This is a genomic window from Anaerotignum propionicum, from assembly GCF_024461735.1.
In the GTDB taxonomy this organism is placed as follows: domain Bacteria; phylum Bacillota; class Clostridia; order Lachnospirales; family Anaerotignaceae; genus Chakrabartyella.
This window is the reverse complement of the sequence record NZ_JANGAD010000001.1, coordinates 134,754-156,401: the sequence shown is the minus strand read 5'-3', so window position 1 is coordinate 156,401 and position 21,648 is coordinate 134,754. Positions and strand designations below refer to the sequence as shown.

Genomic DNA, 21,648 nt, shown 5'->3' with positions numbered 1-21,648 from the left:
TGCTATGAAACATGATAATCAGCTATTTTCACAATAATTTCATCTATTTAACATATATTTTATAAAAATTTTGTGCCTATTGACTAATTAACAGCTTGAAAAACCAATGCTGCAGCACCAAAAATACCCGCATCATTACGGAGTTTTGCCAAGGAAAATTTCTTATTTCTGCAATGGGGAAACACATTCTGTGCGTAAGCCTTTTGAACCTTATCCAGCAAAAATTCTCCTGCTTGTGATACACCACCGCCAAGAACAATCATTTCTGGGTCGACAATATAGCATGCATTGGCAATGGCCAGCCCTAGCATTTTGCTTATATATTCTGTCAATTCCAGTGCCAACGCATCTCCCGTTTTTGCAGCATCCCACAATTTCTTAGCAGTAAGAACATTAATCTCTCTGAGAACAGATGGTTTATCTGTATTCGCTAGAGCCTTGCGTGCAACACGAACCATACCTTGTGCGGAGGCATACTGCTCCAAACACCCTTTTTTCCCGCAGTTGCATTGCTCATCCTCATAAGGATTCATGGTCATATGCCCAATTTCCCCTGCTGTCCCCGAAACCCCTGCAAGAATTTTTCCGTTTAGAATGACTCCACCGCCAACCCCTGTTCCCAATGTTACCATAAGGAGACTGCTGACCTCTTTCCCGGCGCCAAAGGTATACTCTCCCAATGCGGCAACTCTTGCATCATTTCCAATAAAAACAGGAGAAACACCAATCAAATTCTCCGCCTCTTTGCCAAGAAATACATCTCCCCAACCGATGTTCACTGTACCTCGCAAGCAACCATCCTCCGTCACTGGGCCCGGTGCCGCCATACCAATTCCAGCTAGTTCTTCTTTCTTTAGATCATTTCTATACAAGCACTCTTCAATTTCATATTTAATGTCTGCTAATAATGGCGTTGGCTCTGTATCTTTCCTTGTGGGAATTTCCCATTTTTCCAACAACCCTTTCTTTCGCGAGAATAATCCGAGTTTCACCGTAGTTCCACCAATATCCACTCCAAAGCAGTACTCCATTTTATTCCTCCTCGAAGTTATAAACAATCCTATGGATTATTCTTTTGTATCTTTCATACACATCCTGTGATATTCTTTCTGGCATAGTCATGAGTCGTAAAGGCAACCTTCCTTGTCCCATTCGCATAGGGGGCTGTAAATAGGGATACTCGTTAAAGAAAAACCCATGTCTTTCGTAAAACCCAATCCTTCTTTTTGTCATCTCATCTGTAGGAACCTCTACCTCCAGAACGACTGGTCTGCCTGCCCATGCGATTATTTCCCTCAGCTTTTTCCCACCGAACCCTCCATTACGAAAAGAAGGTTTGATAACAAAATGCTCTATATAAATAAAATCCTCAAAATCCCACATTGCAATTGCCCCTTGCAGGACGTCGCATTCATTTTTTATCCCGAATAAACGATACTGAGGCTTATCCAAAAGAGCCTCTTGTCTTTCCTTCTCTCGTAGCTCTTCCACAGGAAAAGCCTCCTCTAAAATGGGATATATCTCATCAAATGTATCCTTTGTAATTCTTTCAAGCATAATTTCATCTCCTTGTTCCAAAGGATACTATAAACCACTAAAAAAAGCAAATCCCAAACTTCCAATTTGATATACTAAAAAAGAAGCAAGCCACGCTGTTGATAACCAAAGCAAAAGAGCAAAAAATAGATTTTTCCAGCTTTTCTCTTCATACCAATAAGCAGATACCGCCGCAACGCATGGTATGCTTAGAAGATGAAATACCATAAAAGATACCGCCGACAATGGTGTAAATAAACCCTCCACGCCCCCCAAAACACCTAAGGATGATACCACCGCCTCCTTTGCCGCTATTCCGGACAGTATTGCTGCAGAAGCCTTCCAGCCATCATCTCCTCCTCCAAATCCAAGGGGTATAAAAAAGGGATTTAGCCCCCTTCCAAGAAAAGCCAAAATACTGTTAGATGAATCCATAGTCATATGTAAATGCGGCGTAACATGGGCAGACAGCCAAATGATGATGCTTGCTCCAAGAATTACCGTTGCGGCCTTTGTCAGGTATTCCTTTCCTCTTCTGTAAATTGCTCTTGACAAATTATTCCATCTAGGTAAATGGTAGGACGGCATTTCCATAATAAAAGAAGCCCTCTCCTTGCAGAAATACTTTTTATTCAAAAAGTTTGCCCAAAGAAAAGCAATAATAATCCCCCCTACATACAATGAAAAAATCACCATTCCACCGTTTTTGGGAAACAATAGCCCGACCAAAAGCACATATAGAGGAAGCTTCGCTCCACACGAAAAAAAGGGAATTATCAATCTTGTAATGCGTCTGCTCTCCTGGCGCTCTAACGTTCTCACACTGAGCATAGCAGGTACAGAACATCCAAAGCCTGTTAGAAGGGGTAAAAACGCCCTGCCTGATACCCCCACCCCACTCATCGGCCTATCCAATAAGAAAGCAACTCTTGCCATATATCCACTATCCTCTAAAAAAGTAAGCCAGAAAAATAAACATAAAATTTGAGGCAAAAACGATACCGCCTTGCCCACTCCGCCAAATATCCCTTCCAAAAGAAATGCCCTCCCCCAATAGGGCATTTGCGGAAAAAAATAGGATACCCCATCTCTCAAAGCTTCTATGCCATATGTTGCACCATCTTTTAAAAAAACACCAACAGATGGGAGGCCTGTCCCGAAAAAAGAAGGGGAAAAAGTGAAATGAAAAATAAAAGCCATACAAAGTAAAAAAATTGGAATCCCAAAAAAAGGGTGCAAAAAAATCTTGTCCAGTTTTTCAGTGAAATCCTTTTTTTCCTGTCTCTGTGTTATGACTTCTTGGCAGCAAAAAACAGAAAAACCGTAGCGACCAGCGGCAATTTCTCCTTCCCAGTCAATCTCTTCCTGCTGTTCTAGCCAACGCATCCCTAGAAAAAGACCTTGTTTGCGTTTCAAAAAAGGTTGCAGCAATGGTTCAATTCTTTGCCAAAGCTTGTCCCTTTGAAGTACAGTCTCTCCCTTACGTCCATTTTCCATGGCCATATTTAGAGATTTTGCCATATCCTCTTCACCCGCTCCGGTAATTGCAGATATTTCAACAATAGGAATTCCCAGCAGTTTAGATAGCTTTGAAATGTCAATGTTTATTCCTTGCTCCCTCGCCTTATCCATCATATTAAATGCCAATACCAGTGGAATATCCAGCTCCATAAGCTGCGTAGTTAAAAATAAGCTTCTCTCCAGCACAGTGCTGTCAACCACTTGTAAAAGAACATCCGGCACTTCCTCCAGAATAAACCCAACGGCAACCCGCTCTTCCGGAGTATAGGGTGAAAGAGCATATACTCCCGGCAAATCAATGCAAAGCAAATCCGCTTTTTTCCAAATACCCTCTTTGCGCTCCACCGTTACACCGGGCCAATTTCCCACGCGGGCGTCACTTCCTGTTAAGGTATTAAATAATGCACTTTTTCCACAATTTGGATTTCCCACTAGGCCCAGCTTCTTCACTTTAATCCCCTTCTTTCTCTATTAAAATAGAAGCGGCGTCGCTATATCCCACCGCCAATAGGTACCCCCGAATTTTCACCTCAATCGCCCCGTGCATCGGCGCCCAACGAATACAATATAAACGTGTATTTGGCGTTACCCCTAATTCTAAAAGTCTTCGGGCTGTTGCCTTTTGACAGGTTAGAGCCATCACCTTTCCCCACTGGCCTTCTTCCAAATAATTCAAACTTGTCTGCATTCCTTCTCCCTTTCATATCTATGCAAATAATTTCCTTATAATGCAAAAAACCTTAATATTTCCAAAGAGTACCATATAATTTGGGTAGCTATTTATGGAAAACTATGCTATACTCAGTCTGAAAAGGAAGTGAAAGAATGATTCAAAAATTTAGAGGATTTTTCCTCTTTTTAATAATCTGTTTATGTGCAGTCGTACCGGCTTCGGCAAAAAATATTATAGTAACTCTTGATGGCTCACCCCTACCCCTTTCTGCACCGGCAGTCGTACAAAACGACCGTGTTTTGGTTCCTATGCGTAGCATAATGGAATCTCTGGGCTATACCGTAATTTGGCATTCAGATAGCCACAGTGTTGAGGCAAAAAAGGAAGGAACAAATCTATTTCTTACCATTGATGACCCTGTTGCAATGGTCAATCAAAAGTCTGTTGTTTTAGATGCAGCGGCAACCTTGTCAAAGGAAACCACAATGGTGCCATTGCGATTTGTTGCTGAGCATAGCGGTTCCACCGTTGAATGGGACCCGGCTACCTATACAATTTATATCACCACAACCCAACAGAAGCAAAGTAAGCTATCGGATTCTGTGGTCTATATCCAAACGAATAAAATTCAGGGTAGTGGAATTGTTCTCTCTTCCGATGGCTTAATTGCCACGAACTATCATGTCGTAGAAAATGCGTCTATGCTTCAAATGGTATTTTCAGATGAATCTATTTATCAAGGAAATGTAACGATTGTAGGGTTAGACCAGCAAAGAGACATTGCCATTGTTCAAATAGATAAGAAAAACTTAATTCCGGCTTCCGTTGAAACGATACTTAAAAAAGGGGAATCCGTAGTAGCTGTTGGTGCACCAAACGGAAATCGCAACACCTTGTCAGAAGGGCAGCTAAAAGATTTTAACCAAGATATTATCTCCAGCAGTGCCTTTATTGATCACGGCAGCAGTGGCGGGGCATTGTTTAACAGCAAAGGAAAAGTCATTGGTATGACCTCCTCTTACAGTGATAATCAATATTTTGCAATTCCAATGAAAGAAATTTTAAAGGTACCCCAAACGCTGTCTGTTCCCATTCGACAGATGAAAAATTATACTTATACGCCAACTGCGCCGAAAAATCTGCGCTACTGGATTGAAGATGGATATGCCAACGTAACCTGGTCACCGGTTTATGATGCTGATTATTATTATGTTTACATTGCCTACTCCAAAAACGCTAAATATACAAAACTGCAAAATAAAGCGTTAGGCGGTGACGTTTGGTTCTGGGGATTTCCTCAATGCTTTGGCATTTCTACCGCCAACCACTCTACGGTTTATATTAAAGTCTCAACCGTTAGAAATGGTGTAGAAACGGAAACAACAGATCCTATGGAAATAGCTATGAATTAATATAAAAACAAAGTGCATCATCCCTCAAAAAGGATGATGCACTTCTTTTGAACTAAATAACCTCTTCTTTGAACCATTCTTATACAAAGCTCACTGAAAATGAAATACACCAACAGGAATTACACCGTAGAAGATTCCGTGTACAAGTCTATATTCTGGAAAGATTCTTTAATCCCTAACTTAATTCCTTGGTAATATCCCCTTCGATCCCTTCCACAAACCCAATGAGGTCATCAGGCTTCAAAATCACCTGTTCTCCCCGTATGCCTGCGCTTACCGCAATTTCATCAAACAATATTGCCGTTTCATCTATATAAGTAGGATATTTTTTCTTCATCCCCACTGGAGAGCATCCCCCCCGAATATACCCCGTTAAGGCCAGTAGTTCCTTTACATGAGTCATCTCTATTTTCTTATTTCCCGAAACCGATGCTGCTTTTTTCAAATCCAGCTCCATATTTACGGGGACACAAAACACTAAAATCCCTGTTTTATCCCCTCTGGTTACCAGTGTTTTAAAAACCTGTTCAGCAGGAATACCTATTTTTTCTGCAGCATTCAAACCGGAGAGGTTATTTTCATCATACTCATACTCTGCGGTGCGGTAAGAAATCCCTGCCGTTTCTAAAAGCCGCATTACGTTGGTTTTTACCATTTTTCTTACCCCTTTCCAATTTTCCGTTCCCTACCATAATAAAACAAATACTGTTGAGCGAAGCCTGCATCGTTGCCGAATTTTTCTGCGGCAGACATCTGTAATTCCTTTGCCAATAACTTTTTCCCTTCAAAGTAAGCATGGCTAAAAACACGATTAATCCACACATCTGTTGGAAACACCTCATATCTGCCAAAGGAAAATAACAAAATACAATCTGCCACCTTTTGCCCAACGCCACAGATCGACATTAACCTCTGTCGAAGCTCCTCCGTAGATAGTGTTTCCAATTTATCCGTCTCAAAATCCCCTGAAAGCACCTTCTTTACCGCATCTTCCAAATATCTCCCTCGAAAGCCGCAGCCTAGACCACGATAGGCTTCTTCCGTTACATCACACAATTGTTGGGGGGTGGGAAAACTGTAAAATCCCTCCTCTAAAGGCGTCCCATATTCTTGAGAAAGCCTCTGAATTAACCCTCTAATCCTAGGAATGTGATTATTTTGAGATATGATAAAGGACATCAGCATTTCAAAAAATTCTTGTTTTAATATTCGAATACCTGGCGCAAAAGAAATTGCTTCCGCCATTATGGGGTCATTCTCTTTTAAGCGCTGTTTAATTTCATTATAATTTCGTTCTCCATCAAAAAAACCTTTCCAAAAAGGAATATCCTCGTCGCCATAAAAAACAATACTGTCACCCACCTGCCTAAGGGTAATCACCTTTTGGCCGGAGATGACAGTATAGCAATCATCCTCTTTTTTTTCATAACGGAAGCATTGTCCGCATTCTAAGGTCTGTGACAGAGAAAAGTCGGGACATTCCCAAAAAACCTTCTCCATTTTTATTCACACCCTATTCCCATTAATCATCCAAAATTAAGAACCCATAATTGATTCCCGTTTTTTTCAAAAGGAAGTTTTTCGCCGCAATATCAGATGTTACAAATTCAGCCTTCCATCTACCACCTTCACTATAGCAAACATAACGATTTCCATTCGTTAAAATGGCATACGCACAAGCAGAGGTGCCACATTGATATGCAATTTCACTGGAACTTGTAATTGCCTTTGCACTAAAGAGAGCCGCCTCAACACCACCTTGGGTAGATACAATACTTCCTCTCCAAGAGGCCAAAGTATATGCTGGCAATAGCTCCAGATTAAAATTAGGCAGATAACGGTTGATTGATGTTATCGGATAATATTCAGTCTGAGCATTTGGCAAAACAACCTCCCAGAAGTTATTCTCATTCTCAAGAATATATTCTTTAATGTCTGCAGTATTTCTCCGGTTTGAAAAAACAACTACCGCATATCTTTCATCTAAACGAATTTCTCTCACATAGTATTCTTCAAAACGTCCTTCAAAAAGGCTGATATAATTCAGTATTCGCTCATACTCAGCAGATGCAGAGGAAAGCCTTAAGACCTTTCCGTTATTTTGATTATACTTCGCCAAAAGGTTATGAAAACTATCTTCACTGATTGTTCCAACCTTTCCATCGTTAGATGCAATCATATATTTTCCTGATTGCTTCACAGCAGCAAACACCTGAAAATCCATACTACTAGATGGAACAGAAGTGCCCTCCAAGGCTGCCAAATCAGCACCATTGATTAACAGAATTTTATAAGCAGAGGCTGTTAGACCACTTTCCAAATATCCATCTGCCACCAAAGTGTCTGTTGTTATGTATTTCCCTTCGTAATAATTGTAAAGTTCACCATTTTTACTCATCCAGCCCTTTTGGGAACCGTTTGCCTTATAATCAGCCTGTCCTGCTGTAGCAATGGCAATGATGTTATTTGTCAATCTGGTTGTTTCACTCACCCAAAAAGGTTTTGCACTAGCAGGCTGTGTCTTTTCCGGTTCAACTATTACGTTATTTTCCTCCTTGGCGGGGGGATTTTCCGGTTCAGTAGATGGATCATCTGTATTCTCCGTTACAGGTGGCACTTCAATCGGATCCTTTTCATTGTTCTGTTCCGCTCCCGGCAAAGTATCAACCTCAACTTTTCTCAATGCACAAGCGCAACATAAGAAAAGCAAAACACCTATCAAAATAAAGGCATTTTTCCACTTTTTATTCTTCACTATAATCATCCTTTTTGTCCGCTATAGCATCGTAAACCGAAAGCAGTTCTTTTTTATGAATATCCAGTATATTCGTAATTGTGTTTTCCATCTCTTCGTGTACATCAGAATAAGGGAATTGCACAACCCAGATTGGATTATAATGCCCGTCCTCTTCCGTTACATTGGTAGAAACCCCAACCAAAGCTTCTGTGTCATAATAATCAAAAATCGCATCATATTCCCAATCTTCAACTTCCCTATCACAGGTTAAACGCAAAACTACCCTTCTGCCATCCTCCGTGTCTTCACCATAAATATTGTAAATCATTCCTGCATTTTCCGAAAGAGAATAGCTTCCCAACTCTTTTTCTAAAAATCCCGTATCATTATCTTTAAGCATTATCACAATTACGGTCTCGTCCATATTCTTCTCCTTCAATAAGCAAAGCTAGTCTATTATTATTAAAATTATACTACAATTTATAATATGATGCAAGGAAAGGGCGGCTCCAATCCCCTTCCAATCTATGGCTAAAACCCCGAAATTACGCCATTTTTAATATATGACGTAAATTTTAAGAATTTGTTCCTATGTTTATAAAAAAAATTTTTCTAGTAATTATGCAAAAACATAAAAATATTAATGCCAGATTTATAAGTGTCATTACCCTGAAACATCACTGGTGCAGAAGCTTTTTTTAACAGCTTCATGAAGAGAGATTCTCTTTAGACTTCCAATAAAAGGTTTATACATTAACTTTGCATTTCCGTGTTATTTATAATATGATATAGTAGTAAAATTCTAAAGAAATAGAAACTATATAACGGATTATGTTTCTGAAATTCGACTATCTTGTCAAAAATGATAACATTGAAAAAACTACGGCAAAACTATTAGTTTTACAGTATTTAAGAAAAAGGGAAATATTTCTCGGGAAATCTTTGGATTTTTCGGGAAATATTCTTCTTTCGAGAAGGAGTAAATAAAAATGACAAAAAAAGAAACGATAGAACAAATTTTACTACTATTAAGAGAGCACTATGGTCCAACAAAATGCTATTTAGATCATGAAAATCCATGGCAACTACTTGTGGCCACTATTCTATCAGCACAATGCACCGATGATCGGGTGAATATTGTCACCAAAGATTTATTTCAGAAATATAAATCCGTTCAGGATTTTGCGGAGGCAGATTTAAAGGAGCTGGAAAAGGATATTCACTCAACAGGCTTTTATCATAATAAAGCAAAAAATATCATCGCCTGCTGTCAAAAACTATTGACTGAACACAATGGCCAGGTGCCTTCTGATTTAGAAGCTCTGACATCCTTGGCAGGGGTCGGGCGAAAAACAGCTAACGTAGTGCGAGGAAATTGGTATGGTATCCCAAGCATTGTTGTAGATACCCATGTAAAACGCCTATCTAACCTACTTGGTCTTACCAAAAATCAGGACCCCGTTAAAATAGAATTTGATTTAATGAAAATAATCCCCAAAGATAAGTGGATTGATATTAATACCCAACTCATCGCCCATGGCAGGAAAATCTGTATTGCCCGGCGGCCAAAATGTAATGAATGCTTTTTGCTTACATATTGCACCGGCGGTCAAAAACTGCAAAAAGGAAAATAATTTAAAAATTTGGATACAATACATTGATAAAGACAATGAATTGGAGGATTCTCAAATGAAGCATAGATTGCAATATTCCCTTTTTGCCTTTACCTTGCTACTCTCCTTATCGGGTTGCAGCAGTAAACAGCAAAATACAGGGGCTTTGATAGAGACAGCCCAAACAAAAATGTCCCAAATCACCAGCCTACAGGCAAAAATGAATATGGACGTAAATATGACCATGGGAACGGAGAAGGTAGCCACCACAACTACGGCAGATATTACTGCTTTCATAAAACCTTTAAAGATGAAGGTGGAGGCGGCCTCACACATGGAAGGCAGTACCGCAAAGGATACCATCATGGAAATGTACCTTCAAGAAAACAATGGTACCCTTGATTTATATACCAATACAGGAACCGGGTGGCTTCACACACAAGGTGACAAAGAAAAGCTAGGACAATTTGAAGTTTACGACAACATGTTAAGTTATCTTTCTGCAATAGAAAATCCCGTTAATAAGGGATCAGAAAAAGTTGGCAGCGTTTCAACCCAACGAGTAGAAGGCATCCTTAAGGGTGAAGTAATGAAAAAGATCGTGGAGGAATCGGGAATTCTATCCTCTGCCACCAGCATGGGCCTCTCTAAAGAGGATCTGCAAAAAATTTATGATGAAACAGGCGGCTTGCCTATCACCCTTTGGATTGGGGAAGATGGTCTTGTTTATCAATATAAAACTGATATTTCTAAGCTAATGCAGGTAATCATGGAAAAAACCCTTGCATTAATGGGTATAGATAATACGAAAAACGAAAACAGTTTATCTGTTGAAGGTGCTACAATCACCATGACCTGCAGCGAATTTAATTCTGTAAAAGAGTTTGATATTCCTAAAGAAGTCTTGGACACAAAAAAATAAGCTTTATTGTATGTAATAATACCCCTCATTTCTAATGCCTGAAATGAGGGGTATTGCATTAAATCGGTATTTCATAAACTCTCCCGTGGTTTTTACTTTTCCCATGATTTAGAAAAAAAAGGGTTCGTACTCCCACACAAAAATCCTTCCACCAGCAACACCTTTAAAATCATTTTTTAATGCTAAGGATTAAAACCCAAAATACAACTATATCTACAAGGAATTGCCGTTCTTTCCCATTTGAAATTCAAAGTTTTTTGCAAAAAAACTCTCCACCTGATTTTCATCTATTTTCCAAGAAAAAAAGTCATCTCACCATTTATAAGTCCCACAGCCCTTGAAAAACGGCCATTTCCAAAGGATGGATAAATCTGTTAAAAACTATCCCCTTAGTAGACTCTTTTCCTATTTTGCTTTTTCATTCTTCAAAATTTTTTTTCAGAACCTGTTGACTTTCCATTGGCTGTACCAGCTAAACTAAAGTCAAGGTTAAGGAAATCGCTTAACGAACTCAATTACAATCACAAATCATTATAAAAGATTAAAGGAGGAATTCTCAATGGTAGGTAAAAAGGTTATACATCATTTAATGATGAGCGCAAAAGACGCTCACTATACTGGTAATTTAGTTAACGGCGCTAGAATCGTAAATCAGTGGGGCGACGTTGGTACAGAATTAATGGTTTATGTGGATGGTGACATCAGCTTATTCTTGGGCTACAAAGATATTGAATTCACAGCTCCTGTATATGTTGGCGATTTTATGGAATATCATGGCTGGATTGAAAAAGTTGGCAACCAGTCCTATGCATGTAAATTTGAAGCTTGGAAAGTTGCTCAGATGGTAGATATCGCAAATCCTCAGGATACACGCGCAACAGCTTGTGAACCTCCTGTACTTTGTGGTACTGCAACAGGCAGCCTTTTCATCGCAAAAGCTAATCAGAGAGGTCCTCAGGAATCTTCCTTCAAGGATGCAAAGCACCCTCAATAATTTTTGGTGACATTTTCGAAGGAGCGGATATATCAATCCGCTCTTTCTTTTTCAACAAAATTGACGATTTTTGTAAGACAAACGTTAATCTTGTAAACAGAGAGGATGAATTATCATGAAAAGACCATTGGAAGGTATTCGTGTACTAGATTTAACACAGGCTTACAGTGGCCCCTTTTGTACAATGAATCTTGCCGATCACGGTGCTGAGGTTATTAAAATTGAACGCCCCGGCAGTGGCGATCAAACAAGAGGCTGGGGGCCTATGGAAAATGACTATAGTGGCTATTATGCTTACATTAACCGTAATAAAAAAGGAATTACCTTAAATCTTGCTTCCGAAGAAGGAAAGAAGGTTTTTGCAGAATTGGTGAAATCTGCCGATGTCATTTGTGAAAACTATAAGGTTGGTGTTTTAGAAAAATTAGGCTTTTCCTATGAAGTTTTAAAGGAACTCAACCCCCGCATCATCTACGGCTCTATCAGTGGCTTTGGATTAACAGGTGAATTGTCCTCCCGCCCCTGCTATGATATTGTTGCCCAAGCAATGAGCGGCATGATGAGTGTAACCGGCTTTGCAGATGGTCCTCCCTGCAAAATCGGCCCTTCTGTAGGAGATAGCTATACAGGTGCATATTTGTGCATGGGTGTATTAATGGCTTTATACGAAAGAGAAAAAACCGGTGTTGGCCGTCGTATCGATGTGGGAATGGTAGATACCCTGTTCTCCACAATGGAGAATTTTGTTGTTGAATATACTATTGCAGGCAAGCATCCTCATCGTGCAGGCAATCAAGACCCAAGCATAGCCCCTTTCGACTCCTTCCGGGCAAAAGATTCGGATTTCGTAATGGGTTGTGGTACAAACAAAATGTTTGCAGGTCTATGTCAAGCAATGGGCAGAGAAGACCTGATTGATGATCCTCGTTTTAATACAAACTTGAATCGTTGTGATAATTATTTGAAGGATTTAAAGCCTATCATTGAAGAATGGACACAAACAAAAACCGTTGCAGAGCTTGAGGAAATCATCTGCGGTCTTTCCATTCCCTTCGGCCCAATCCTCACGATTCCTGAGATTTCCGAACATTCCTTAACAAAAGAAAGAAATATGCTTTGGGAAGTTTATCAGCCTGGTATGAATAGAACAATTCGCATTCCCGGTTCCCCCATTAAAATTCACGGTGAAGAAGATAAAGCTCAGAAAGGTGCCCCTATTCTGGGAGAAGACAATTTTGCTGTCTACACAGAAATTTTAGGTCTCTCTGCAGAAGAAATCAAATCACTGGAAGAGAAAAATGTCATCTAAGGCTATAAAAAAAGGTAATACTGAGCCCTCTTTTTCGGTTGAGTCCTCTTTTGGGTTGTGGTATACTGATTGGGACAGCATGTATCATGACACAGATGCAAGGAGGGGCGATCATATGTCCGATGGAAAAAACTACTATTCGATCGGAAAAGTCTCAACACTCTGTAATGTTCCCATTAAAACATTACGATATTATGATAAAATCGGTCTATTGGTTCCGGAGTATCGAAAATGTGACAGTAACTATCGCTATTATACCCAGGATCAAATTTTGACATTATTCATTATTCGTAAGTTAAAACATTTGGGGATTCCCTTAAAAGATATCAGTCAAATTGTTTGCAAAAAAAACGCATCGGCGATGGGTGCTTGCATCCGAGAGAGATTGTATGAGATTAGCAATGCAATAGAATCTCTGAATAACCAGTATGCGGAGGGGCAGCTTTTACTTGAACGTCTGGAAAAAGGGCATAATATTCTTGAAACTGAGCAATCCAATTGGGCTACAGAAGGTATTCGCGTTGAGGATATCCCCCTTGGCAACGTATTGTTTACAAGGCGTATCAAAAAGAATTATAAAAACAGTGACGTATCTGTGGATCGATGGTTTGAATTGTTTGAAATGGTTTCTCAACAGAAACTGCGGATGGTAGGCTCTGTCATTCTCACTTATCATAACAATCCTTTGGAGCAATTTTTTAAAACTGATTGTGACTTGGAAATCTGTATTCCAATTAATGAATTCCGCCCTGACTTGGCAGAGTTTAAGCAGTTTGGTGGCTACAAAGCTGTTACCGCGCTACATATTGGGCGTAATGATGAGATCATACAGACACATATCAAAGCAATAAAATGGTTAAACCAACAAGGATATTCCGTTGCAGGCCCAATTTCGGAAGAATATATTATTTCTCCTGTTGATATAAATAATGAGGAAAACCATATTACAAAGGTAATGATACCCATAAACTGATATTTCGAGAGTAAAAGAAAAGACCAATGGGGAATACGATTCCCAGAGGTCTTTTTTGCTTTGACAAAACCTAGGTTTCAACTTGTTTTTAAATATTTGAAACACCGATGCCCGTTCTTGAATAAACGATTTTTGTTAATTTCTATTCACCTAATTTAACTAATTATTGTACCATTAGAAAAAGCACTTCTACCTAAAACACCAGAAAATACAATTCTAATAAAATTCTTCAACGATTAATGATTTTTAAAAATGAATTCTAAAGAAACAGATTTTAAATCTAATTATTTTATTTTATATATCCATTTTCAATTGAGAATGTTCTTAAACACCTTTAAAACCATGATTTTTTGTGTTAAAAAAATAATAAAATTCGACTCAGTTAAAAAAGTTTAGGAGTATTAAATTTACCAGTTTTTAAAGAGTTATTTTATCTAAAAACACAATAAATGTATTATCAAGGTGTATAAAAAGGGTGATTATGAATGTTTTTCTGCAAAAATCTACCGAATATCTGCTTCAATATAGTTTTTTGCAGCTTAAAAAACACTCTTCTTAGTGGATACTTTTTCCACCTAAAAAAAATAGGACATGTATATCTTCTTAAAAAAAAGATTGACTATACCTTTACTGAATAGACTATATTATAGTTATGTTATAGAATATCACCAAAAAATCAAATACAAAATTGCAATTTTTATATAATATTCTTGATATTTGACAATATAATGTATATTCGCGGATACATTATAGTGAAATTCTATAAACAAGTTCCGACAAAGGGTTAATATGAAAAAGCAATGTGAAATGAGTCTTTTTTATCAAAGAACCGTTGTCTGGCAACCTGATTCTCGAATTCGCATGCGGCTTCATTTTCACCTTAAAAGTCACCGTAAAAGCAATTATTTGTAGTATTTATGTTCGTTACAATTTATTACATTTAGGGAGGTTAGGTATATGTCAAAAAACCAACAGCAAGAAGGTGCATTTAAAAAGGATTTGCGTAAAATTGATATTTGGTCATTGGCTCTAGGCGCAATCATCGGGTGGGGTTGTTTCGTAATGCCGGGAACGTCCTTCCTGCCTAAGGCAGGACCCATTGGCTCTATTTTAGGTTTAATGCTAGGCGCAGTTATCATGTGTATTATTTGTATCAGTTATGGTTATATGATTCGAAAATTCCCCCTCTCCGGTGGAGAATTCGTGTATGCCGATACCGCTTTCGGTAAAAAACATGCTTTTATCTGTGGTTGGTTCATTGTTTTAGCTTATTGGTCATTGATTCCTTTGAACTCAACTGCATTAGCAATGGTTTCTCGTTACATATTACCCGGTTCCCCCTTGCAGGTCGGTTATCTATATACCATTGCAGGCTGGGATGTATATCTTGGCGAAATTGCCTTAGCGTACGCATTTATTATCGGGTTGGGTATTGTGAATATGCGCGGTATTAAAAGTGCTGGTTGGTTCCAAACATTAGTGGCAGTTGCCCTGTTCGCATCAGTTATGTTTGCATTAATTGGGGTACTGTTGACAAAACCCGATTTCAACAATTTAAGACCCTTCTTTTTGGAAGGACAATCAAAATTTTCGTCCATTCTGGCAGTATTAGCCTTCGCACCATATTGTTTTGTTGGCTTTGACTGCATCCCTCAAGCAGCCGAGGAATATAGCTTTTCTCATAAAGCCGCCCTTGGACTAATGGTTGCAGCAATTTTGGTTGGTGGTATTATTTATTCTTCCGTTGTTTTCATTACATCAGTTGTAAACCCTTGGGGACCCATGCTTGCATCCAACCCTGATTGGGCCACAGGTGATATGGTTATGAAGGCAATTGGCTATATCGGGGTATTCTTCATTGGTATTGCTATGTTCTGTGCAGTGGTATCTGGTATGAATGGCTTTTATATAGCTTCCAGCCGTCTTTTATACTCCATGGCTTATGCAGATGCACTCCCCAAGAAATTTGCCCATCTGACACCTCAAGGTACGCCAAAAAACAGTATTCTTTTCATGATGCTTTTGGCGCTGATTGCACCTTGGTTTGGCCGTCAGGTATTGGCTTGGATTGTAGATATGACCTGTGTTGGCGCAGCTATGGGCTTTACATATACTTGCGCTTCCGCCGCTAAGGTTGCAAAAAGAGATGGTGATAAAGGCCAAATGTGGATTAGCATATTAGGCGTTGCTGTTTCTTCCATCTTTTTAATCATTACTTTTGTTCCTGGTATGCCCGGTTTCTTATCCATCCCATCCTTTATTATCTTAGGAATTTGGACAGTAATCGGAATCGTTTTCTATCTCTCCATAAGAAAACGCTATATTTATGGACAGTGGCAAGGTGTTTCTGTAGAACAAATTTTGTACACAAAAATGAAGGAAGATGGAAAAATGTAGTCTTTCTCCTTTGAAAGTAACATTTATAATCCCTCAAAAAACGCCATCCTTTTCGGTGGCGTTTTTTAATATAATCCCCCGCTGTCATAATATTAAATAAGTAATGGTAAACACCCCCTACTCCAAACCCTTAGTTCGAATTGTCTAATGGATACACAAAAATCTAATTTAAAACCAATAATACCTATAACTTCACCTGTCTTTTTATCTCTAAGATAAATGGTTCTTTTTCCTTTACTAATAGAGCATCATTTTCCTCCTGTTCTTTCCATTCCTTTGGTATATTTAAATTGGTAAATTTAAAAAGGATATTCCTATGAACGGAATACCCTTTTACCATCAATTTATATCTTTTTCTACGCTTACTGACTAGAATCCGTTTTTTCACCATTCTCCTTTGTCTCTACTATAATGCGTTGCATCGTGGCTTTTTCCATGGCACTCTCCACATAGCCATACATTGATCCACTTTCATCAATCATAAACGTGGTAGGAAATGCTCTGATTCCATATTGGTCAAAAATTTCACTGCTTTCATCCATAACAACAGGGAAAGTATATCCGTTTTTATCTAAGAAAGAAATAATATCTTCCCTACTGCCTTCCCTTCCCAGATTCGGCGCCGCCACACCAAGGATAATAACATCCTCTTGATTCAAGCCATACTCCTTATATAATTCTTGAATATGAGGCATTTCACCACGGCAGGGAGGGCACCAAGTTGCCCAAAAATTTAGAAAAACTGTTTTCCCTTTATATTCAGAGAGAGTATGGGTATTCCCGAATTGATCTATCAATGTAAAATCAGGTGCTGCTATGGTCTCCTGCTCCTGTTCAGCAGGTTGGGATGGTGTATCTGAATTTTCGTTTGGCTCCTCGGGCGCAGCAGCCCCATCCGGCACCACGCTCTGCTCCTTTGTAGACGTGTTTCCAGATAGATAGCTTGTAAATCCATTCATAAATCCTGTAAAGGTCATAACACCCATTACAAGCATCAGTGTAGCACCAATTTTTACGGTATAACGCACCACAGACTGATGCTCTTTGAAAAATCCTAGCACCTTTTGCGTAAATAATCCCACTGCCAGAAATGGTAAAATAAATCCAATAGTAAATACCCCAATCAGAGCGAAACCAGCCCCAGATGAACCGGATGCCGCCATAAGCAAGACACTTCCTAATACAGGTCCTACACAAGGCGTCCATGCAAAGCTAAAGGTAAACCCCAATAGTAACGCTGATAAAGGCCCCATTGTCCAACGCTCTAGGCGTAAAGGAATACGATGCTCCCTCTCTATGGCTTGAGATCGACCAAAAAGTCCCATTTGATACAGCCCAAAAAAGACCATAATGATACCACTGATTTTGGCAAACATTAACCGATTATTGTTGAAAAAGTTGCCCAACGAAGTGACCCCGAGGCCTAGTACAAAAAAAGCAAAGCTTATGCCCAAAACAAAGAAAACTGTGTTTATCATCACCTGCTTTCTTGGATACTCAATGGTTCCCTCTGCAGAAACCGTCTTTGCCCCTCCTGATAAATAACTGATATATAGAGGAACCAAAGGCAACACACATGGGGAGAAAAAGCTAAGTAAACCTTGAAAAAAAACCGTAAGAATTGGTACACTCATATCCAATGAAAAGCCCATATTGCAACTCCTTTCTATTTATGTATATTCAATTAACTATATCTGAAACGAGGGATGCTGTAAAGTGATTTAATCACCCTCTCTAGTCCAAAGAAAAAAGAGGCATCCGTAAAAACGGATACCCCTAATAAATATTTTGTTTTATTTGCACCATCTCTACACTATGCCACAAATAATATCTTTCACATCTTTCTTATACTCTGGAAACACCTAAGGTTACAACCTCACCGTTGATATTCCATTCCTTAGAATGCTCGCCACCTTCTCCTGCAACAACCTCTTGCGCCAAAACATCAACAGATACATCATTATTTTTCAAGATCTCTGCGATTTTTTCGTTGCCGCTGTGGAATACACGAATACGGTCAGTTACATTAAAGTTGGCTTCCTTACGCATGGTCTGAATTTTGCTTACAACTTCACGAACGAAGCCTTCCTCAACCAATTCAGGTGTCAAGTTTGTATCCAAAACTACTGTCAAATTATTGTCACCGCTGGAAACAAAGCCGTCTTTTTCGGAAGTATCCACCAAAACATCATCCATCTCCAGAACAACCTCTTCCCCTTCTACAGTAAGGGTTGCTTTGCCTTCTGCACGTAAGGTAGCCATAAACCCAGCCCCTTCAACTTCTTTCAAAGCGGTGCCGATTGCAGGTACCAGCTTGCCGTATTTTTTGCCCAGAGTTCTCAACTGAGGCTTGAAGGTATATGCAGTAAAGTCTTCTACATTATCAGTAAAAGTCAAGCCTTTTACATTCAATTCTTCTGTGATGATGTTGCGGTAAAGCTCAGGCAATTCTTTTTCTGATTTTACATACATCATAGCCAAAGGCTGACGATTCTTCATGTTTGCTGTATTTCTCGCCGCACGACCTTCCACAACAACCTTCAATACAAAATCCATATTGCTTTCCAAATCAGCGTCTACCCAATCTGAATGATATTCTGGCCAATCGCAAAGGTGAACACTTTCAGGTGCTGTGGGGTCTGCCTTCTTCACAAGGTTTCCATAAATTTCTTCGGTGATGAAAGGTGTAAATGGTGATGCAAGCTTACACATAGTCTCCAGCACAGTATACAGGGTCATATATGCATTAATCTTATCCTGCTCCATGCCTTCTGCCCAGAAGCGTTCACGGCTTCTTCTAACATACCAATTGGAAAGAGCATCTACAAATTCAGCCATAGCTCTAGCAGGCTCTGTCAGCTTGTAACCTTCCAAACTTTCATCCACAAACTTATTCAAGGTTTGCAGCTTTGACAAAATCCATTTATCCATAGGAGGAAGTTTGTCATATTCAAGCTGATACTTGGTTGGGTTGAACTGGTCAATATTTGCATAAAGGATATAGAACGCATAGGTATTCCAAAGGGTACCCATGAATTTTCTCTGCATTTCACTTACCGCTTCATCGTAATAACGGCTAGGAAGCCAAGGTGCACTATTCGCATAGAAATACCAACGAACAGCATCAGCGCCCTGCTTATTCAATGCTTCCCAAGGGTCAACAACATTGCCCTTATGCTTACTCATTTTTTGACCATTCTTATCCTGCACATGTCCAAGCACGATACAGTTTTTGAAGGAAGCGCAATCAAACAACAGTGTGCTTACAGCCAACAGTGTATAGAACCAGCCACGGGTCTGGTCAACTGCCTCACTGATAAAGTCAGCAGGGAAATTTTCATCAAAAATTTCTTTATTTTCAAATGGATAATGCCATTGTGCAAAGGGCATTGCACCACTATCAAACCAACAGTCAATTACTTCGGAAACACGGGTCATCAGCTTACCACATTCAGGGCAAACAATATGCACTGCGTCAATAAAGGGCTTATGCAGCTCGATATTTTCAGGGCAGTCAGGGGACATTTCTTTCAATTCAGCAATACTGCCGATGGTATGTCTATGTCCGCATTCACATTCCCAAATGGGCAATGGTGTGCCCCAATAACGCTCACGAGAAAGACCCCAATCAATTACATTTTCCAAGAAATTACCAAAGCGGCCTTCCTTGATATTATCAGGATACCAGTTGATGGTACGGTTATTTGCCACCAATTGGTCCTTTAAAGCTGTCATTTTAATGAACCAAGTGCTTCTAGCATAGTAGATGAGAGGTGTATCACATCTCCAGCAGAAAGGATAATTATGCTCAAAAGGAATTGCGGCAAACAGAGAGCCATCCTGCTCCATCTGTTCAATTACCTTCGCATCGGCATCCTTCACGAACAATCCTGCAAAGGGGCCTGTTTCCTCAGTCATAAGGCCTTGGCTGTCAACATACTGACGGAAAGGTACACCATATTTCTGGCAAACACGAGCATCATCCTCACCGAAAGCACCTGCGGAGTGAACAATACCGGTACCGTCTGTTAAGGTTACATAAGGATCACAGGTTACGATAAACGCCTTGGGATCATTCTCTAAGAAGCTGAATAAAGGCTCATAACGCATATATTCCAATGCCTGACCTTTCATGGTTTCCAAAACCTCATAGTTTCCTTCACCCAGAACGTCATTCAGAAGGGCTTCTGCCATGATTGCAATAAAGCCTTGATATTTTACTCTTGCATAGGTTTCCTTCGCATTTACCGTTAACGCAATGTTAGAAGGCAATGTCCAAGGGGTTGTTGTCCAAGCCAAGAAATACTCATTCTCCTTGCCTTCTACCTTGAATTTTGCGATAGCAGAAGTTTCTTTTACATCTTTATAGCCCTGAGCAACCTCGTGGGAAGAAAGGGCAGTTCCGCAACGAGGGCAATAAGGAACAACCTTATGACCTTTGTATAGCAAATCTTTATCCCAGATTTTCTTTAATGCCCACCACTCAGACTCGATATATTCATTATGATAGGTTACATATGGGTGATCCATATCTGCCCAGAAGCCAACACGGTCACTCATAGAGCGCCATTCCTTCTCGTATGTCCAAACGCTTTCCTTACATTTTGCAATGAAAGGCTCTACGCCGTATTTTTCAATTTGTGGCTTGCCATCTAAGCCCAAAGCCTTTTCCACTTCCAACTCAACAGGCAATCCATGGGTATCCCAACCTGCTTTTCTCAAAACCTTGTAGCCCTTCATGGTTTTATAACGGGGGATCAAATCCTTTACCGCTCTGGTAATGATATGGCCGATGTGAGGCTTACCATTTGCCGTAGGGGGGCCATCATAAAAAGTAAAAACGGGAGCACCCTCTCTTGCTTTGATGCTCTTTCCAAAGATATCATTTTCCTTCCAAAATTTTTCTACTTGAACTTCTCTTTCCACGAAGTTCATATTGGTTGGCACTTTGTCATACATATGAATTCCTCCTTAACTTCATTTATAAATACACTATTTTTCAAATGAAAAGGGTGGTGATTGCATTCAGCATAAAATACACATACTCTTCCATTTTTGACTGGTTTCTAAAGGTCCATTCATTTTTTAAGAAAATTTGGAAAAAGTTATGCAAAACCTGTATTTTTGCCATTGCCTGAAACGAAAAAAGACCCATTCATCCAACACAGGACGAAAGGGTTCGCGGTACCACCTGATTTGATAGCAATTATGCCATCCACTCTAAGCATCACAATATAATGACGCCGACCCTTAACGCGGGCAAACGACAGCGCCTACTGGGTAAAAAACCGTTTGGACTGCCACTCCGGAGTGATTTTCTATATTTTCTATGACGAAGGGATCTCACCATGCCCCGACTCTCTGAAATCATATTGAAAATATATACTGTCTCCTTCATTGTGTTTTCTCTTATACGTTAGCATTATACATTGTGCCTAAAAAGAAGTAAAGGGTTTTTTGCAGTTTTTTCTTTGTTTTTAGCAAGTATGTTGTGTACATCGGTACAGTATACAACTTTTTAATAAAGCTCATCTTCAACCGAATCCGCGTCAAAGCTTGAA

At 39.5% G+C, this 21,648-nt stretch carries 17 protein-coding genes and 1 other annotated feature; of the genes, 7 read left to right on the top strand and 10 right to left on the bottom strand.

The annotated features are described in order from the left end of the window. Window positions 1–83: 83 nt before the first annotated feature. Genes NE558_RS00855 through NE558_RS00840 form a run of 4 tightly spaced genes read right to left on the bottom strand, consistent with a single transcriptional unit; the run spans window position 84 to window position 3,745 of the window. Complete coding sequence (locus NE558_RS00855) at window positions 84–1,031, bottom strand: ROK family glucokinase (RefSeq protein ID WP_256148025.1); 948 nt, start codon at window positions 1,029–1,031, stop codon at window positions 84–86. Between the two features lies 1 nt (window position 1,032). Continuing rightward, window positions 1,033–1,557, bottom strand: a complete 525-nt coding sequence (locus tag NE558_RS00850) for a GNAT family N-acetyltransferase (RefSeq protein ID WP_256148024.1) — start codon at window positions 1,555–1,557, stop codon at window positions 1,033–1,035. A gap of 27 nt (window positions 1,558–1,584) precedes the next feature. Next, window positions 1,585–3,507 carry a ferrous iron transport protein B gene (gene feoB, locus NE558_RS00845; RefSeq protein ID WP_256148023.1) on the bottom strand — a complete coding sequence of 641 codons (1,923 nt, stop codon included), beginning with the start codon at window positions 3,505–3,507 and terminating at the stop codon, window positions 1,585–1,587. Window position 3,508: 1 nt separating this feature from the next. Beyond that, the gene (locus tag NE558_RS00840; RefSeq protein WP_256148022.1) at window positions 3,509–3,745 is read right to left on the bottom strand and encodes a FeoA family protein; all 237 of its coding nucleotides are present in this window, start codon (window positions 3,743–3,745) and stop codon (window positions 3,509–3,511) included. 137 nt (window positions 3,746–3,882) lie between these two features. Between NE558_RS00840 and NE558_RS00835 the strand changes: the two genes are divergently transcribed. Continuing rightward, a complete protein-coding gene (locus NE558_RS00835; RefSeq protein ID WP_256148021.1) occupies window positions 3,883–5,142 on the top strand; it encodes a stalk domain-containing protein in 1,260 nt (419 codons plus the stop codon). Window positions 5,143–5,317: 175 nt separating this feature from the next. Here NE558_RS00835 and ybaK read toward each other — a convergent pair whose 3' ends face one another. From ybaK to NE558_RS00815, 4 genes are read right to left on the bottom strand one after another with little or no spacing between them, the layout of a single operon-like run. After that, window positions 5,318–5,797, bottom strand: coding sequence for a Cys-tRNA(Pro) deacylase (gene ybaK / locus NE558_RS00830; protein WP_256148020.1), 480 nt, complete (start codon window positions 5,795–5,797; stop codon window positions 5,318–5,320). Between the two features lie 5 nt (window positions 5,798–5,802). Next, window positions 5,803–6,642, bottom strand: a complete 840-nt coding sequence (locus NE558_RS00825; RefSeq protein ID WP_256148019.1) for a DNA-3-methyladenine glycosylase family protein — start codon at window positions 6,640–6,642, stop codon at window positions 5,803–5,805. Window positions 6,643–6,664: 22 nt separating this feature from the next. Then, entirely contained in the window at window positions 6,665–7,897 is a 1,233-nt protein-coding gene (locus NE558_RS00820) for a hypothetical protein (protein ID WP_256148018.1), read from the bottom strand. After that, on the bottom strand, window positions 7,887–8,303 hold the full coding sequence (locus NE558_RS00815; protein ID WP_256148017.1) for a DUF6762 family protein: 417 nt from the start codon (window positions 8,301–8,303) through the stop codon (window positions 7,887–7,889). Before NE558_RS00815 ends, NE558_RS00820 begins: the two co-directional genes overlap by 11 nt. Window positions 8,304–8,868: 565 nt before the next feature. Here NE558_RS00815 and nth point away from each other — a divergent pair. The 6 genes from nth (at window position 8,869) to NE558_RS00785 (ending at window position 16,087) form a co-directional block, all read left to right on the top strand. After that, window positions 8,869–9,513, top strand: a complete 645-nt coding sequence (gene nth / locus NE558_RS00810) for an endonuclease III (RefSeq protein ID WP_256148016.1) — start codon at window positions 8,869–8,871, stop codon at window positions 9,511–9,513. A 55-nt stretch (window positions 9,514–9,568) separates the two neighbouring features. Continuing rightward, window positions 9,569–10,414 carry a DUF6612 family protein gene (locus NE558_RS00805; RefSeq protein WP_256148015.1) on the top strand — a complete coding sequence of 282 codons (846 nt, stop codon included), beginning with the start codon at window positions 9,569–9,571 and terminating at the stop codon, window positions 10,412–10,414. Between the two features lie 559 nt (window positions 10,415–10,973). Beyond that, complete coding sequence (locus NE558_RS00800; protein ID WP_256148014.1) at window positions 10,974–11,408, top strand: hypothetical protein; 435 nt, start codon at window positions 10,974–10,976, stop codon at window positions 11,406–11,408. A gap of 115 nt (window positions 11,409–11,523) precedes the next feature. Continuing rightward, window positions 11,524–12,717: a CaiB/BaiF CoA transferase family protein gene (locus tag NE558_RS00795; protein WP_256148013.1), complete on the top strand. Its 1,194-nt coding sequence runs from the start codon at window positions 11,524–11,526 to the stop codon at window positions 12,715–12,717. Between the two features lie 115 nt (window positions 12,718–12,832). Continuing rightward, a complete protein-coding gene (locus NE558_RS00790; RefSeq protein ID WP_256148012.1) occupies window positions 12,833–13,690 on the top strand; it encodes a MerR family transcriptional regulator in 858 nt (285 codons plus the stop codon). A gap of 957 nt (window positions 13,691–14,647) precedes the next feature. Continuing rightward, window positions 14,648–16,087, top strand: coding sequence for an APC family permease (locus NE558_RS00785; protein ID WP_256148011.1), 1,440 nt, complete (start codon window positions 14,648–14,650; stop codon window positions 16,085–16,087). Window positions 16,088–16,449: 362 nt separating this feature from the next. Here NE558_RS00785 and NE558_RS00780 read toward each other — a convergent pair whose 3' ends face one another. Then, window positions 16,450–17,739 carry a cytochrome c biogenesis protein/redoxin gene (locus NE558_RS00780; protein WP_256148010.1) on the bottom strand — a complete coding sequence of 430 codons (1,290 nt, stop codon included), beginning with the start codon at window positions 17,737–17,739 and terminating at the stop codon, window positions 16,450–16,452. 193 nt (window positions 17,740–17,932) lie between these two features. Then, the gene (gene ileS, locus NE558_RS00775) at window positions 17,933–21,046 is read right to left on the bottom strand and encodes an isoleucine--tRNA ligase (RefSeq protein ID WP_256148009.1); all 3,114 of its coding nucleotides are present in this window, start codon (window positions 21,044–21,046) and stop codon (window positions 17,933–17,935) included. 203 nt (window positions 21,047–21,249) lie between these two features. Then, window positions 21,250–21,494, bottom strand: a binding site (T-box leader). Between the last annotated feature and the right edge of the window lie 154 nt (window positions 21,495–21,648).

Bases quoted from the DNA above. Each gene is read 5' to 3' on its own strand.
- NE558_RS00855 (WP_256148025.1), bottom strand. From the start codon at position 1,031: ATGGAGTACTGCTTTGGAGTGGATATTGGTGGAACTACGGTGAAACTC.
- NE558_RS00850 (WP_256148024.1), bottom strand. From the start codon at position 1,557: ATGCTTGAAAGAATTACAAAGGATACATTTGATGAGATATATCCCATT.
- NE558_RS00840 (WP_256148022.1), bottom strand. From the start codon at position 3,745: ATGCAGACAAGTTTGAATTATTTGGAAGAAGGCCAGTGGGGAAAGGTG.
- NE558_RS00835 (WP_256148021.1), top strand. From the start codon at position 3,883: ATGATTCAAAAATTTAGAGGATTTTTCCTCTTTTTAATAATCTGTTTA.
- ybaK (WP_256148020.1), bottom strand. From the start codon at position 5,797: ATGGTAAAAACCAACGTAATGCGGCTTTTAGAAACGGCAGGGATTTCT.
- NE558_RS00825 (WP_256148019.1), bottom strand. From the start codon at position 6,642: ATGGAGAAGGTTTTTTGGGAATGTCCCGACTTTTCTCTGTCACAGACC.
- NE558_RS00815 (WP_256148017.1), bottom strand. From the start codon at position 8,303: ATGGACGAGACCGTAATTGTGATAATGCTTAAAGATAATGATACGGGA.
- nth (WP_256148016.1), top strand. From the start codon at position 8,869: ATGACAAAAAAAGAAACGATAGAACAAATTTTACTACTATTAAGAGAG.
- NE558_RS00805 (WP_256148015.1), top strand. From the start codon at position 9,569: ATGAAGCATAGATTGCAATATTCCCTTTTTGCCTTTACCTTGCTACTC.
- NE558_RS00800 (WP_256148014.1), top strand. From the start codon at position 10,974: ATGGTAGGTAAAAAGGTTATACATCATTTAATGATGAGCGCAAAAGAC.
- NE558_RS00795 (WP_256148013.1), top strand. From the start codon at position 11,524: ATGAAAAGACCATTGGAAGGTATTCGTGTACTAGATTTAACACAGGCT.
- NE558_RS00790 (WP_256148012.1), top strand. From the start codon at position 12,833: ATGTCCGATGGAAAAAACTACTATTCGATCGGAAAAGTCTCAACACTC.
- NE558_RS00785 (WP_256148011.1), top strand. From the start codon at position 14,648: ATGTCAAAAAACCAACAGCAAGAAGGTGCATTTAAAAAGGATTTGCGT.
- NE558_RS00780 (WP_256148010.1), bottom strand. From the start codon at position 17,739: ATGGGCTTTTCATTGGATATGAGTGTACCAATTCTTACGGTTTTTTTT.
- ileS (WP_256148009.1), bottom strand. From the start codon at position 21,046: ATGTATGACAAAGTGCCAACCAATATGAACTTCGTGGAAAGAGAAGTT.